Genomic DNA, 15,423 nt, shown 5'->3' with positions numbered 1-15,423 from the left:
CTAGGTGCTTTTATGTGGTTAAACTTCAATGACTAATAGCGCTTGTCCTGCGTCAACTTGCTGTCCTTCTTTCGCTAACACTTTTGCCACTTTTGCATCTTCAAAAGCGGTAATGTCAATTTCCATTTTCATTGACTCCAACACCACGAGTGAATCACCTGTTGCAACACTTTGACCTTCTTTAACGTTAATTTGCCACACGCTACCTGCAGCGGTTGATTCCACTAAATATTGGTTTGGCGCTAACTCAATGGCTTCACTGTCGTCGTTGTCTTGCTCTTCAAATTGATAATTAAGTTGACCATTGGCTTTCCAGTCAGCCATTTCGTTCGCAAAAGCCGCTTCACGCTTGGCGTTGAAAGCTTTAATGTCGGCTTCACGTTTTGCCCATTGCTCATTAAGCTCTGGCATTGAAACCACGCTCTTTTCAATTTTTGGTTGCCAGTTACCTAGTGGGAAGTCTTCACGAAATTGCGCTAATTCTTCGTTACTTACTGGGTAGAATTTAATTTGATCAAACAAACGTAATAACCACGGTTGAGCGAATACCTCATTTTTACGGTAACGATTCCACATTTGTACGGTACGACCCACAAACTGATAACCACCTGGGCCTTCCATACCGTAAATACACATGTATGCACCACCAATACCTACTGAGTTTTCAGCTGTCCATGTACGGGCAGGATTGTATTTAGTGGTGACTAAGCGATGACACTGATCAAGCGGTGTGGCCACTGGCGCGCCTAAGTAAACATCACCTAAACCAAGTACTAAGTAATTGGCATCGAAGACGATTTTCTTCACCTCTTCAATATCGCCTAAACCGTTAATACGACGAATAAACTCTAAGTTTGATGGACACCAAGGCGCGTCTTTACGTACTGATTGAATGTATTTTTCAATGGCTTTTTGACACGCTTCATCGTCCCAACTTAGTGGTAAATGCACCACGCGAGATTCAAAGCTTAATTGGCTGGTATCGCCAAGGGCAATATCAATGGTTTTTAACTGCGCGATTAAATCAGCAACTGGTAGCGTTAAGCTGTCAAAGTGCACTTGTAATGAGCGAATACCCGGTGTTAATTCTAAAACACCTTTAATATTGGCTTTGCCAACCGCTTCAAATAACGCTTGCACGCGGGCACGTAAGGTTAAATCTAAAATTAACTCACCGTATTCAACTAATAAAAATTTATCACCCGCTTGACGGAAGATAACGTCAGGCTCGCCGTCGTTAGTGATTAATTCATCAATAATTGGCGTGATAGCATCAGCGGTTTGGTATTCTGGTGTTTGAACACAAAGCTCAGCAATTTGTTTAAGTTGTGCTTGCTCGATGATGTTGGCGTTAGGTAAATCAACTACTTCAAACTGAACAGTGTCACCGGCTTTTAATTGACCTAGTTTCCATAAGTCAGCACTGATCACGGTAAAAGGACAAACAAAACCGCCTAAACTTGGGCCGTCTGGGCCTAAAATTACTGGCATATCACCAGTGAAATCGACAGTACCAAAAGCATAAGCATTGTCATGAATGTTTGATGGGTGCAAACCTGCTTCACCACCCGTTTCACGTGCCCAGTCTGGTTTAGGACCAATTAAACGAATACCGGTACGGCTTGAGTTGTAATGAATTTTCCACTGATGCGATTGAATGGTTTCAATATCGCTTGGTGTGAAAAAATCTGGCGCACCATGTGGACCATACATTACGCGTAATGTCCAAGTGTCAGTGACTGGCGTGATCACTTGCGCTGGTATTTCAGCTGGCGCAGTTTGTAGAGCTTGTTCTGACAATGTGAGCTCAGTTAATTTTAAGAAGTCACCGGTACGTAAAGCACGACCACAATGACCACCAAATTGACCTAGCGTAAAGGTACTTTTACTGCCTAAATAATCAGGACATTGAATACCACCAGCAAAGGCAATATACGCACGGGCACCATCTTTTTTCACGTTACCTGTTTTTAAAATTTGACCGGCTTTAATCGTAATAATTTGGTTATTAGCTTGTGCTTCATCGTCAAGCCAAACGTCAATTTCTGCCCCTGTAACAACCACTTGTGTGTCGCTGTAAAATTGTAAGCTCGGGCCTTGAATAGTGATCTCTAACCCTGCGGCATCGGCGTCATTATTTAGTAAACTATTGGCGATACAAAAAGAGTACGAATCAAATGGACCTGATGGCGGCACACCTATGTTCCAGTAACCGCCACGGGCAGGGTAGTCTTGCACTGAGGTCATGGTGCCGGCTTTCAATACTTCAAAGCCTGTATATTCAGCAACAAAGTCATTTAAGCTACGGGTAAACATTTTACCTTGTTGGAAAATCTCTGACTGTAAGATTTGACGAACGTAATCCATGTTCGTGGTGATGCCGTATAAGCTAGATTCAGCTAATACGTTATCTAACTTGCTAATAGCACTTGCACGGTCATCACAATGCACCATCACTTTGGCAAGCATAGGATCGAAAAATGGTGATACGGTTAAGCCAGATTCTAACCAATGATCAATACGGACAGTATCTGTTGAACCGTCATCAGTGTTGTTATCATTTGCCCATTCTACTTGCGTTAATAAACCAGCAGATGGTTGGAAGTTTTTCACTGGGTTTTCCGCGTAGACACGGGCTTGAATAGCATGACCTTTTGGTTTTAAATTAGCAATTTCACTTAGGTCTAATCCTGTAAGCGTTCCAGCTTCTTCGCTATAGTTAGCGGCAACTTTTAACATCCACTCTACTAAATCAACACCGTAACAAAGTTCAGTTACACCGTGTTCTACTTGTAAGCGAGTGTTTACTTCTAAAAAGTAAAACTTGTCGCTGTCGTGATCGTAAATAAACTCAACCGTACCTGCGTTTAAGTAATTAATTGATGCCATTAATGATTTAGCGGTGGCTAACATGGCTTGGCGTGTGGCATCAGGTAAGTTTGGTGCGGGTGTTTCTTCAACGACTTTTTGGTTACGGCGTTGGCTTGAACAATCACGTTCGCCTAAAGTAACTACTTCGCCTGCGCCGTTGGCAATAACTTGTACTTCAATATGACGGGCTTTTTCGACAAATTTTTCTAAGAATACACCGTCGTTTGAGAAGTTTTGTGCGCCTAAATGTTTAACATTGATAAAGGCTTTTTCAAGCTCTGATTGTGAGTCACAACGTTGCATACCAATACCACCGCCACCGGCAGTACTTTTAAGCATAATAGGAAAACCAATGTTATTGGCGGCTGTAATAACTTCGTCTAAATCGGCTAATAAGCCAGTACCCGGAACGTTTGGCACGCCTGCCGCTTCGGCTAAGTCACGCGCTTCATGCTTTAAACCAAAACCGATCATTTGTTGTGGGCGTGGGCCAATAAAGGTGATGCCTGCTTGCGCTAATCGCTCTGAAAAATCGGCATTTTCACTTAAAAAACCATAGCCAGGGTGAATAGCTTGCGCGCCTGTTTTTTCGGCAATGGCAATAATTTGGTCTTGATCAAGATAGGTAGTGCTGGCTGCACCTTCGCCTAAACTGTAGGCTTCATCTGCTTGTGATACATGCAGAGATTCGCGATCGGCTTCTGAATAAACGGCAACGCTGGCAATGCCTAAGCGTTTTAAGGTGCGAATAATACGACAGGCAATAGCGCCACGGTTAGCAATTAATACTTTGGTAAACATCTTTTGGGTAGATTGTGTTGTGGTAATCGTAGAAGTCGGCATAATTTTTACTCGTTTATTAAATGTTTAAAATGGGTCGTCCCGGTTCAAACAGATGAAATCGCTTAGCGTTATAATTACTTTGCTTAGGTTGATTTCTTTACACTGAGGTCGTCCTCAATGATATTGCTATTTATGTGCTTATATTCATTTTACAAATAGCTTAGTTCCAGATAAGTACTTCAACCGGCGTAGGGTTGTAAGCGTTACATGGGTTGTTTAATTGTGGGCAGTTAGAAATTAAGATTATGGTGTCCATTAGTGCTTCTAATTCAACATACTTACCTGCACCACTAATACCGTCTGCAAAGCTTAAACCGCCGTCAGAAGTTACTGGTACGTTCATAAAAAAGTTGATGTTGTGGGTAATATCACGTTTGGTTAAACCTAATTCTGGGTTTTCAGCAATGGCTAATAACCAACTATCGCGACATGCGTGCATACATTTTTTTTCTAAGGCGTAACGCACTGTGTTACTTTCTGTTGCACAAGCACCACCAACAGTGTCGTGTCGACCACAGGTATCCGCGACAATTTTTAGCATTGGGTTACAGTCATTCGACATTAATACGCTGCCCGTTGTTAAATACACTGCGCCTTGTTCACGTACTGTGTCGGTTGCGCTATAACGCTCTGCTGGATCTTCAGCGCTGTAAAATAAGGTATCAGCTGCTTGGTTACCTTCAATATCTAAAATACGAACGGTTTGACCTTTTTTAACCACTTTTAAATAGTAATCGCCAGCATCTACAGTATCGCTTGAAACGGCTTGTTCGGCGGTAAATTTACTTTCTACTATCATGAATTTTCTCCTGTTCTTAATCTGTTTTTAACTGTGTTTTATAAGACTATTTATAAGACTCTTTATAAACCAAGGTGATACAAACGGTTATTTTCAAAACCACGTTGGTTTTCATCACAACTGTTTTTACAAAAATCATCATCACTCACTTCATCAGATTTAAGAATTTGATATTCAACGTCGTTGTACGGATATTCGGTTGCCGGGTTTAACGGGTGCGGACACGTATGAAATAACACTAAGGTGTCCATTTCAAAACGCAGTTCAATGAAGTCACCTGCTTTAGATTGCTCTGCGGGATAACTTAATTTACCTTCGTCATCAGGCGTTATTTTGCTAAATAAGTTAAGGTTTGCGGCTAAATCTTGTTTGTTTAAACCGTATTTGGTTGCTTCAATTAATAACGCGTCGTTACCATTTTGATGCCAGTCGTTACGGTTGTTTTGATAATCACGTTTACCAAATTGTTTAGTGATTGATTTAGCATGGCTGTTACCACAAAGGGTGTCGTGCCAGCCAAAGCTGTCGTCTACAATTGAGCAAAAAATGCGTCCCATATCTGAATATAAACAGTGACCTTTGGTTAATTTAAAAGTGTGTTGGCATTTTAATGTGTCGGGTGCGTTGTAACGTTCCAGTAAGTTTTCTGGGTTGTAAAACAGCATGCCAACATTGGCGCCGCCCGTTACGTCAACCAATTTTAATGTGGTACCGCGACGCATGCGCATTGACCAGTGTTTACCGCCGGGCAATGTGTCTTTGTATAAAATCATTATGCTTGTTCCTCTTGCATGATTGGATTACTGCTTGTAGCTGAGAGTTCATCAATCTTCATTTTTGAATCAGATTTATTGCCTTCTGAGCCGATGTCTAAGTCGTAAGTTACTTGTGCACCGTAAGCATTAGGTGCTTGTGGATCGTGACGTAATTTGTCAAATACCCAAACTCTTGAACCCAGTTCAAAACCTTCTTTAATATCGTGGGTTACCATGAAAATGGTTAAGTTATTCTTTTTCCAAATATCACGAATTAGCACGTGCATATCGGCGCGAATACCTGGGTCAAGCGCGCCAAAAGGTTCATCAAGTAATAATATTTTTGGTTTTTTCATTAACGCTTGAGCAATGGCTAAACGCTGTTGCATACCGCCTGATAATTCATGTGGGTATTTATTGAGGGCTGGAGTTAAGCCTACCGCAGCAATAAACTCTTCTGCTTTCGCTTTTATCTCGGCTTTTTTCTTACCAAAAACAAAACCTAATAGTTTAGCTGCTGAAAACTCGTCAGCAATCATCACATTTTGTAAAACTGTTAAATGTGGAAAAACCGAATAGCGTTGAAATACAATGCCGCGCTCTTCGTCAGGCTCTTGTATTAGCGGTTTACCTTCTAATAATATTTCGCCTTTGGTTTGGTTTTCTTTACCCAGTAGCATATTTAAGAAGGTTGATTTACCACAACCAGAAGCGCCAACCATAGAAACAAATTCACCTTGTTCAACGGTTAAGTTAAGACGCTCTAAAATTTGTGCATCGCCGTATGATTTCCATACATTTTTAATTTCTAAAAAGCTCATTATTTCGCTCCTTGATGGTACCAAGGGAAACAAACCTCAGATATTTTGCGTAAGCTGAAATCCATGGCAAATGCCAGTGTGGTGATCCAAATTACGTACGGGAAAATAACGTCCATCGACATATAACGACGAACTAAAAATATGCGGTAACCTAAACCTTCTTGCGCGGCAATAGCTTCTGCAGCAATAAGGAATAACCAAGCAGCACCTAGCGTTAAACGAACTGAAGCTAAAAGGCGCGGCATTATTTGTGGTAACACAACACGTAGGGTAACTAACCAGGTTGAAGCGCCTAAGGTTTGTGCTTTAATTAATTGTTCTTTTGGTAATTGCATTACTTGCGATTGCATATCGCGAATAATCACCGGCGCGGTACCGATAATAATCAACATTACTTTAGCTAGTTCGTCTAAACCAAAGGTGATAAATAGAATGGGTAAAATTGCCATCGGTGGAATAAGTGAAATAATGGTAATAAAAGGTGACAATCCTGATCTCACTATAGGTAATAGGCCGTTACATAAGCCAATAAACAAACCAATAATGGCACTAATGGTTATACCTAAACCTATGCGATATAAACTTGCACCCGTGTCTTGCCATAATAAATATTCACCGGTGCGTTTGTTTTCGGTAAAAGCATAACGGTCAACCGCATCGACAATCTGAGTAAAACTTGGTAATAATTTATCGTGTGGGTTTTCAGCCAATCGCGCTTCAGAAGCGATAGAATATGCGAATAGCGCCAAGATAAAAGGTAAAAGTGTTAGGAACCCACGCAACGCTGGCGAAGGCTCGATATTCATAAGACGTTTCATGTGGATGCCTACTTTGGGTTAAATGGCCGTTATCATTTAAGAGGATATCAACTTAAATGATAACGGTTGATATAGCTAAGCTTATAACTTGCCGTCTAATGCCATTTGCATGTAAGAAGTGTCAAAACGTAGTTGAACGTTGTTTTTATCACCCACAATGCCTGCTGGTGTTTCTATACCAATAAAGCCAAAGTCCGGTGCACTTTCACCTAATAAACCGTGTTTAAAAGAGAACTTAGCTACATATTCCATGGTTTTCGCTAGTTGCTTATCTGCAGTGAAAGTTACTGCATCTTTCGGAGTGTAAAACATTTTAGTAGTCGCAAGCTGTGCGTCGTAACCGGCTAAGTCTGTACCTGAGGCTACAGCCATTTCAGTTCTGATTTTGCTGTCTACTTGCATTTTTTCCATAATTTCATACCAAGCACCCACTAAAGCTTTACCAAAATTAGGATTGGCTTTTAATGTTTCAGTATTAGCTACCATTAGGTCTAGAATTTCACCTGGTGTTTTTGATGAGTCATAAACTTCAGTTGCGCTAGGTTGTGGAGTAATTTCTGAAAGGGCAGGGTTCCAAGTAACAACAGCGGTTACATCTTTACTTGAATAGGCAGCAACGATATCAGCGTCAGAGGTGTTAACTACTTTAATATCACGCTCTGTCATGCCAACACTTTCTAAAGCACGGGCTAAAAAGTAATGTGAAACACTTAACTCAACAAGGTTTACTTGCTGGCCTTTAATATCTTTTAAGGTTTTTTTGTCTTTTAATACAATACCGTCGTTGCCGTTTGAGTAGTCACCCACAATTAAGGCGGTGCTATCAACAAAACTTGCTGCAGGAATGGTTAATGCGTCCATATTGGTCATGGTACAGGCATCAAATTGTCCGGCAGTGTATTGGTTAATTGATTCGATGTAATCGTTGAACTGTACAACATCAATTTCGATATCGTATTTATCAGCCCACTTTTTGATGATGCCAGAGCTATCGCCGTAATCCCAAGGCATCCAACCTACGTAGATAGACCAACAAACAGAGAATTTGTCTTTGGTTTCTGCAGCAAAAGATTGTTGAGAAGTAAATAGAGCGGCTAAAACAAGTAGTAGTTTTAATTTATTCATGGGACATCTCCAAAAGTTACACAGGTTAGGTTCATTTTCCATTTGAAAAATACAGCTTCAAATGGAGTAAATTATAAATAGCACAAGAGGTTAATAACGACCTCCCGGGCTTTTATCCCTCCGTGTAACCCTTTGCAAATGCAAACTGTATTTTGACAATACAGTGACCAGGTTGATAACTCTCGGTCCAGACATTTAATTCACTTGTTACCAAGTTAGTTAAACCGGAACCCTAGATATCTGTTCGGTAGTATTCGATACACTTCATTATTAACGACTTGTACTACATACGTTATTTTTATTAGCTTATACGCTGCTGTGTTTTATATTCAGCGAGTGTGTTGTGCTAAGTATTCTGTAAATTAGTTAATGATCAATATCAGTGGGTTCATTAAATCAACATGCGTGATTTATGTATACCGTTAATTTTACACACTTGTGATGCAAAAAATGCATCGCTAAGTATGAGCATCTGTTTTTAAGCGACAAATATAATTACGATAATTGTTAAAACAGTAGATGAGTGTAGAAACGAAATAAAGATAGAAAAAAATACGGCAGTAGGTTTTATTTGTTAAAAAGTACCGAAAGACTTTTTAAAATGACAGTGTTAAATCTTCTGATAGCGAATTGCCGACATTAGTTTTAGAGTGATTAGGATAATTAAAACTTATTACTAATAGTAAATAGTTGATCCATCGCGTTACGTTCGAAACATATTCAAAACAAAGGTGGAATAACGCATTGTCACACTACAATCCTAATAGGAAACGTATTGGTTATTGGTTAAAACATCAGGGTAGGATTTATCAGTAAGGTATATATTTTATTTTACCGCCAAAAAAACTTTACTGTATATAAATACAGTTTCCACTTGATCACGCTTTCTACAACAAAGCAGGAATTTTTCCTCCTTTCACTCGTCAACCAGTTTAATGGATAATTATAATTTGTTGATTTAAAAGTTCTTCTGTAATAATCTCTGTGAATATTAAATAAAAATAAGAAAAATCCCCTGCCGTGGATAGGAGGATTTTTTCCTACTAATAAACTGTTATAGCTAAACCAATACCGGAGGCATATTTGTTCCCTTTAATAATGATGATTACAGGTTTTAGCCTTTGTATTTACAATTTATGCCAAGGCTATGGTTATATAAAAATTAAGAAATCTGACGGCATGGAACCGGAGGAATTAGCTAAAAAAAAGCAAATGCTTAAATTTGGCAGCATTCCTATGTTTGGTATAGGTGTCATTTACGCATTAGAGCTTTTAGGTATTTGGTAATCATCAAGTTTTTAGCTATAACAAGTTACTCAAAAGGACAAATAACAGTTGGTTTTTGCTCCTGCGTCGCTTATTTTAACCAACTATTTTTTGCCTCTTAGCGAGGCGTTATATCGCTTTAAGGTTCAGCACTTAATTCAATAAATGGAAGTATGATGACTCAATTAGATATTACGATTAAAAATGAAATAAACTCTCTCGTAGCTTTAGGAGAGCAAATTGTACAGTTAGCATCTAGTGCTAGCAGTTCATTAAGCGGAAGTGATTTGGCAAGTGTTTCATCTTGGGTAACTCGTATAGGGCAGTTGATCCGGAAACTATATGGTGACAATAGTCAGCATTTTGATAATTACAATAGAGCAATATCGACAGATAGTTTTTATACAATTCACAGTAATTGGTATGGTCATATATCTCAGGTTCATGGAATTACTTTAACTGTTAAACATGATGTTGAAAATGATTTGCTTGGAAACATTAAAGGGTTGCTACAAGCAGACATATTTGCTGATTTCCTTGAGATTGGAGAGCACTTATTAGCAGAAGGCTATAAGGATGCTGCTGCGGTTACAATTGGAGCCGTATTAGAAGACGGATTAAGGAAGTTATGCGACAAAAATGGAATAGCTACAATAAAACCTAATGGTTCGCCGTTAACAATTGAACCTTTAAATACAGAACTAACAAAACAAGCCGTATATTCTAAATTAACTCAAAAGCAAGTAACAAGTTGGGCGCATATACGAAATAAAGCAGCTCATGGAGAGTATGGTGAATATGATAAATCTCAAGTTCAAATGATGCTTTTATTTGTACAGGGCTTTGCGGAGCAGCATTTATCATAGCGATATAACAAGTCATTTCAGCAGGACAAAAAACAGCTGGTTTTTGCTCGTGCCTCGCTAATTTTAACCAGCTATTTTATTGCCTCTGAATGAGGCGTTATATGCTTTCCAAGATTTTTTTCTTAAAAGTAATTTATTTAGGCACTTTATAAAACGTTTAACAGCAAAATCACTATTGTTTTTTCGCTAAAATCGTTAATTAGCGTCACGAATCAGCGCTGCCTTTTATACCTTTTTCAAAGGTGGCAACGCTATTCATTTCATTCTGGCTTTAGTGAGTAGCTCAAAATTCACGGTCAGGTTATATTATTACGGCAACTTTAAGTCGTGCACAGTTTGGTTTTACCAATGTTGCATATAACAAGTTGCTCAACAGGGACAAATAACAGTTTGCTCGCGCTTCGCGCAGTTTAGCAAACGTATTATTTGCCCATTAGCAAAGCGTTATGTGTATCTAGGGTTATGAGTTAAATGCTAATTTTATTGTTTATTCTATTATCTTTATCATTTATTAGCCTATTTGTAGGTACTTTAATGGCTCCTTTCTCCGTGAATGTGCAAACGTTAAAAGAGTCTGGTTATTCCAGTAGAATTTCAATAATGCATATACCAGAGCTTTTTCTTAAAAAGTGGTATGCGCCTAATAAACTATACGTTAGAAAAATGATTATCTTAGGTTTAACAGGTTGTATGGTAGGTTTTAGTCTACTCTATGTTTTAAGTAAATTAGGTGTTGTGTAAATACACATAACAAGCTAATTAATAAGGACAAAAAACAGTTGGCTGTTTTCGTTCCTCAACATTTTAGCCAACAATTTTTTGCCCATTATTAGGGCGTTAGTTGGCACAACTTGTTCAAGAATAATTTTGTGTAAACAGGGCGGTTAACTAACATAAATCGCGCTTGTCTCAGTTCTTTTATGTGGCTAACTTTTTCGTGAATAAATCGTTTAGTATTTTTTGCTAAACAGTTTTCGCCTAACTCGGTTTGTAAATTCAATTAGCAAAAGTGTTAAGGCTCAAATTCACGGTTGGTGGCAAGTTGTGCAGTGCTTTTTAGTTCTTACTTGCTCAATTAAATTTCAGTGTTGTTGGTGAGTAAAATATGTTTAACTATCAACCAACTAACAAGGCAATCAAACGGACAAATTACAGTTGGCTGCCGTTCGTGCCTCACTATTTTAGCCAACTACAATTTGCCGCTTATTGTGGCGTTAGCTAGCAAGGAGAGTTTAGTGTCAATATTAATTACTTGTGCAATGAGTATTTTTATCATGTTGCTAATAAACTATATAGCTAAATCTGATTGGTTAAATTCACCAGATAAAGTACTAATAGATTTAGATGACAATATAGGGATAAAAATGGGTTTCATTTCTAAAGTTTTTAATATGTCCCCTTTGATTATTCCTAAAAATAAAATTATTAAAATCCAAAAGGCTGATTGTATTTCTTTGTTTTATACTAGCGGTCATTCTGTTGATATTTGGCCGTCAAATGATGAGCTTGAAAGTCTTTTTATAAAAGCGAAAAAATTATTACCAAATGCGGAATCTTGTATAATTGCTAGCTAACAAGCAAATAAACAGGGACAAAAATCAGTTGGCTGTTTTCGTTCCTCAACATTTTAGCCAACAATTTTTTGCCCATTATTTGGGCGTTAGCTGACTTTCATCGAGGTAATGAGTTCTATGATAGATGATGAAAAATTACAGAGACTCATAGATGATTCTGAATTTTTACTTGAAGGTTTACCTAAAAGTTTCTGGCGTTTAATAAAACTATCAATTCCAGAAATATGGGATTGCCCTGATGATTATGCAAATGAACATAATTGGGTTGTTGCAATAATGGGGAATAATTGCATTATATTTGATGATGAAAATAGTTGTTTTTGTTTGGGGACTTTCATCGAATTTGGTCAAATTGAAAGTTATTATTCAGGGAACTCAAAATTAGAACTTCAATATATTATTGAAAACATTGTAAGTTCAAGGTTTAAAATCAGCTAACAAGGCGCTCAAGCAGGACAAAAAACAGTTTGCTGTTTTCGTTCCTCAACATTTTAGCAAACTTTTTTTTGCCTCTTAGCGGGGCGTTAGTTGGCACAACTTGTTCAAGAATAATTTTGTGTAAATAGGGTGGTTATCTCGCATAAACTGCGCTTGTTTCCGTTCTTTTATGTGGCTAACTTTTTTGACACTAACGCGTTCAATATTTTTTGCTAAACAGTTTTCGCCTAACTCGGTTTGTAAATTCAATTAGCAAAAGTGTTAAGGCTCAAATTCACGGTTAGCGGCAAGTTGTGCGGTGCTTTTTAGTTCTTACTTACGCCATTAAATTTCAGTGTTGTTGGTGAATAAAATGTGTTTAACTATCAACCAACTAACAAGGCAATCAAACGGACAAATTACAGTTGGCTGTCGTTCGTGCCTCACTATTTTAGCCAACTGCAATTAGCCGCTTATTTGGGCGTTAGCTTTCTGGTGGAATCATGGACTTAATTACTTTTATCGCAGGTGTAGCCGCTATCACAGCAGCCTTTTATTCATATAAAACGTATAGGTTACAATCGGAAGGCTTTGCTTTAGAAAAACAAGATAGGCTCGTTACTTCAAATCCAATTTTCCATACTTTTGGAAGCATTGAAAAATTTGAAGGCAGTATAGTTTATTTTAAGTGTAGGATTAAAAATATATCGGAGTATCAAGCGAATATTAAAAGGTTATCATTTCTATTTTACTTTGATAATCCTAAAGATAATCTTGCTTATTGCACAATCCCTTATGATCCCGATGTATCAAATATTACAATTGACAGAAGTAACGAAGGGTACGAAATATTACTTCCTATAGATTTAAAGTATATTATTACACCTAGTCAGGTTAACTTAATATTATGTGCAAACTACATCGATAAGTATGCCGAAGAGCAAAATATTCAACACAAATTTGAAACATTTGATATTAAAAAATATTTGGCAAAAATAGAAAGCTAACAAGCTGTTAAAGCAGGACAAAATTCAGTTGGCTGTTTTCGTTCCTCAACATTTTAGCCAACTAAATTTTGCCTCTTAACAGGGCGTTAGGTTTCAAACATGGAGGGGCGATTATTTTGAGAGTATTAGTAATAATCATTTTTATATTAGTAGCTCCATTTAGTTATGCTTGCACGAATGATCGTGAGGTAATACCTGACGGGATAATTAAAGTTGAAATATCCCAAAATTCAGTTAGACCAGACATATCTAACAATGTGTGGCATATAAAAATAACAGCCGATGAAAAATATAAAAGTTTTACTGCAACTCGGTTAAGAATTTCAACTTATGAAAAGCCCTATTTTGAAATTCCTGTTAACTTTCAAACTGCATACGAGAAAATAAGTGCTAACGTTTATCTTTCGGATGAAATATTAAATAAAGCAGAATTATATATTGGTTATGGTGGTTTCCCTTGTATTAGTGCGGAAAAAGCAATAAAACTGAAACCTAACAAGCCAATCAAGCAGGACTAAAAACAGTTGGCTCGCGCTCGTGCCTCGCTGATTTTAGCCAACAATTTTTAGCCCCTTATTGGGGCGTTATGTGTCGCCACTGTTCGAATAATATTTTATTGGACTTTGGCGTTTAATTTAAAATGTTTGTGCTTGTGTCGTTTCTTTGTTGTGGTAACTTTAGCGCATAAAAATTGGTTTATGCTTTTGGTTACAGAGTTTTCGCCTAATTTGTTTAGTGCGAATAATTAGCTAAAGCGTTAAGGCTCAAATTCAAGGTTTAGTGGCGAGTGACGATCTGTTTTTAAGTTCTACTCATTCCATGCTAAAACCTTTTGTGGGTTTTAAAAGTGTAGTGTTTGCCATGTAAAACACACATAACAAGCCAATCAAGCAGGACAAAAAACAGTTTGCTGTTTTCGTTCCTCAACATTTTAGCAAACTATTTTTTGCCTCTTATTGGGGCGTTATATGCCACCACTTGTTCAAGTAATATTTTGTTGTGGCTTTAGTGTTTTAGTAAAAAATATTGCGCTTGCTTCGTTCTTTTTCGTGGTAAGTTTTAGCGCAGCCAAATAGTTTTAAATGTGTGGCTACACAGTTTTCGCCTAACGTGTTTTGGTGAATCCATTTACAAAAGTGTTAGCGGCTCAAATTCATGGTTAGTGGCAAAGTGGTGGTTCGTTGTTAGTTCTACTCATTCCACTCTACTAACTTTTATATTTTTTAAACGTTATGTGTTTTCTAATCAGTAAACATATAACAAGTTGCTTCATCGGACACGTACAGTTGGCTGCGGCTCGTACCTCGCGCATTTTAGCCAACCATACTTAGCCGCTGAGCAAAGCGTTAGTTGTCCGCAATAATTCGGTAAATTTTATTATCGCGTTATGTGCTCAACTTGATATTTTGTGTGTGGTTCAATCTTTGGTTTGGCAATGGAAGTGCCTTTCAATTACCCCTTCCCTTTTGCTAAACCCAGTTTTCGCCTTACGCGTTTAGGTTATCTATTTAGCTTTAGTTTTTAGGGCTCAAAGTTTACGTTTTGGTGTGTATTGCGGCGGTGCTTTTAGTGCTTCCTACCATTTCTTAAGCATGGTAAGTTTTTGTCAGTTTTGTGTGTTCAATAAACAACGCAACTAACAAGCAAATCAACAGGGACACGTAACAGTTGGCTACCGTTCGTTCCTCACTATTTTAGCCAACATTACTTAGCCCATTATTTGGGCGTTATGTGTTTCTTGAGTTGGGTGTGTAAGGATATTTATGAGAATCGACTATGTTTATTTAAAAGAAATGCTCGATGTGTTTTTGGATTCAGATCTTCCTTTTGTAACATGGGATGATTTTAAAAAACAACGTGTGGATAATGAGCATAAATTAGTTTTTCATTTGGAGATCTTACAAGACAAAGATTTGATAGTTGGATCTTTAACTAATGATAATTTAGGCGTCCGTGGAATATCGGATAATTATATGGTGCATATTAAACCTTGGCGTTTATCTAGTGACGGTCATGATTTTGCCAACTCTTTAAATAAGCCTGATATTCTTGCAACTATAACTAATAACTTCAAAGAGCAAGGGTTATCAATAGTCATTGATATAGCAAAAAAAGTAGCAGTAAAAAAAGCTACTCAATATTTAGAACAAAACACATAACAAGTCACTTAAAAGGACAAATAACAGTTGGTTTTTGCTCCTCCGTCGCTTATTTTAACCAACTATTATTTGCCTCTTAGTGAGGCGTTATGCGTCAGTTTA

Annotated in this window: 14 protein-coding genes and 1 riboswitch; of the genes, 8 read left to right on the top strand and 6 right to left on the bottom strand. The window is 37.8% G+C overall.

Features of this window, described 5'->3' with window-relative positions; translation table 11 throughout:
* Positions 1-18: 18 nt before the first annotated feature.
* From uca to KO502_RS15595, 6 genes are all read right to left on the bottom strand, one after another.
* Positions 19-3,714: an urea carboxylase gene (uca, locus tag KO502_RS15620; RefSeq protein ID WP_252730799.1), complete on the bottom strand. Its 3,696-nt coding sequence runs from the start codon at positions 3,712-3,714 to the stop codon at positions 19-21.
* A gap of 160 nt (positions 3,715-3,874) precedes the next feature.
* On the bottom strand, positions 3,875-4,513 hold the full coding sequence (locus KO502_RS15615) for an urea amidolyase associated protein UAAP2 (RefSeq protein ID WP_216023502.1): 639 nt from the start codon (positions 4,511-4,513) through the stop codon (positions 3,875-3,877).
* 62 nt (positions 4,514-4,575) lie between these two features.
* The gene (locus KO502_RS15610; RefSeq protein WP_216023501.1) at positions 4,576-5,286 is read right to left on the bottom strand and encodes an urea amidolyase associated protein UAAP1; all 711 of its coding nucleotides are present in this window, start codon (positions 5,284-5,286) and stop codon (positions 4,576-4,578) included.
* Positions 5,286-6,089: an ABC transporter ATP-binding protein gene (locus tag KO502_RS15605; RefSeq protein ID WP_216023500.1), complete on the bottom strand. Its 804-nt coding sequence runs from the start codon at positions 6,087-6,089 to the stop codon at positions 5,286-5,288. The genes KO502_RS15610 and KO502_RS15605 overlap by 1 nt, the downstream gene beginning before the upstream one ends.
* Positions 6,089-6,907, bottom strand: coding sequence for an ABC transporter permease subunit (locus KO502_RS15600; RefSeq protein ID WP_216023499.1), 819 nt, complete (start codon positions 6,905-6,907; stop codon positions 6,089-6,091). The genes KO502_RS15605 and KO502_RS15600 overlap by 1 nt, the downstream gene beginning before the upstream one ends.
* Positions 6,908-6,988: 81 nt before the next feature.
* Positions 6,989-8,032 (bottom strand): putative urea ABC transporter substrate-binding protein, encoded by a 1,044-nt coding sequence (locus KO502_RS15595; RefSeq protein ID WP_216023498.1) that lies wholly within the window; start codon positions 8,030-8,032, stop codon positions 6,989-6,991.
* A gap of 99 nt (positions 8,033-8,131) precedes the next feature.
* Positions 8,132-8,279: riboswitch (guanidine-I (ykkC/yxkD leader) on the bottom strand.
* Positions 8,280-9,115: 836 nt separating this feature from the next.
* Here KO502_RS15595 and KO502_RS15590 point away from each other — a divergent pair.
* The 8 genes from KO502_RS15590 to KO502_RS15555 all read left to right on the top strand — a co-directional run bounded on the left by KO502_RS15590 (position 9,116) and on the right by KO502_RS15555 (position 15,321).
* Positions 9,116-9,319 (top strand): hypothetical protein, encoded by a 204-nt coding sequence (locus KO502_RS15590; RefSeq protein ID WP_216023497.1) that lies wholly within the window; start codon positions 9,116-9,118, stop codon positions 9,317-9,319.
* A 155-nt stretch (positions 9,320-9,474) separates the two neighbouring features.
* On the top strand, positions 9,475-10,164 hold the full coding sequence (locus KO502_RS15585) for a hypothetical protein (RefSeq protein WP_216023496.1): 690 nt from the start codon (positions 9,475-9,477) through the stop codon (positions 10,162-10,164).
* Between the two features lie 534 nt (positions 10,165-10,698).
* On the top strand, positions 10,699-10,905 hold the full coding sequence (locus KO502_RS15580; RefSeq protein ID WP_216023495.1) for a hypothetical protein: 207 nt from the start codon (positions 10,699-10,701) through the stop codon (positions 10,903-10,905).
* Between the two features lie 494 nt (positions 10,906-11,399).
* Positions 11,400-11,738 (top strand): hypothetical protein, encoded by a 339-nt coding sequence (locus KO502_RS15575; RefSeq protein WP_216023494.1) that lies wholly within the window; start codon positions 11,400-11,402, stop codon positions 11,736-11,738.
* Between the two features lie 117 nt (positions 11,739-11,855).
* Positions 11,856-12,176: a hypothetical protein gene (locus KO502_RS15570; RefSeq protein ID WP_216023493.1), complete on the top strand. Its 321-nt coding sequence runs from the start codon at positions 11,856-11,858 to the stop codon at positions 12,174-12,176.
* Between the two features lie 482 nt (positions 12,177-12,658).
* Positions 12,659-13,162, top strand: coding sequence for a hypothetical protein (locus KO502_RS15565; protein WP_216023492.1), 504 nt, complete (start codon positions 12,659-12,661; stop codon positions 13,160-13,162).
* Between the two features lie 116 nt (positions 13,163-13,278).
* Positions 13,279-13,680, top strand: a complete 402-nt coding sequence (locus KO502_RS15560) for a hypothetical protein (protein ID WP_216023491.1) — start codon at positions 13,279-13,281, stop codon at positions 13,678-13,680.
* 1,245 nt (positions 13,681-14,925) lie between these two features.
* Positions 14,926-15,321, top strand: coding sequence for a DUF2513 domain-containing protein (locus KO502_RS15555; RefSeq protein WP_216023490.1), 396 nt, complete (start codon positions 14,926-14,928; stop codon positions 15,319-15,321).
* Positions 15,322-15,423 lie beyond the last annotated feature (102 nt).

Origin of the sequence: Colwellia sp. E2M01 (assembly GCF_018860585.1) — a bacterium.
Lineage (GTDB): Bacteria > Pseudomonadota > Gammaproteobacteria > Enterobacterales > Alteromonadaceae > Colwellia.
The sequence above is the reverse complement of the archived record's forward strand: the minus strand, read 5'-3'. Positions and strand labels throughout refer to the sequence as shown.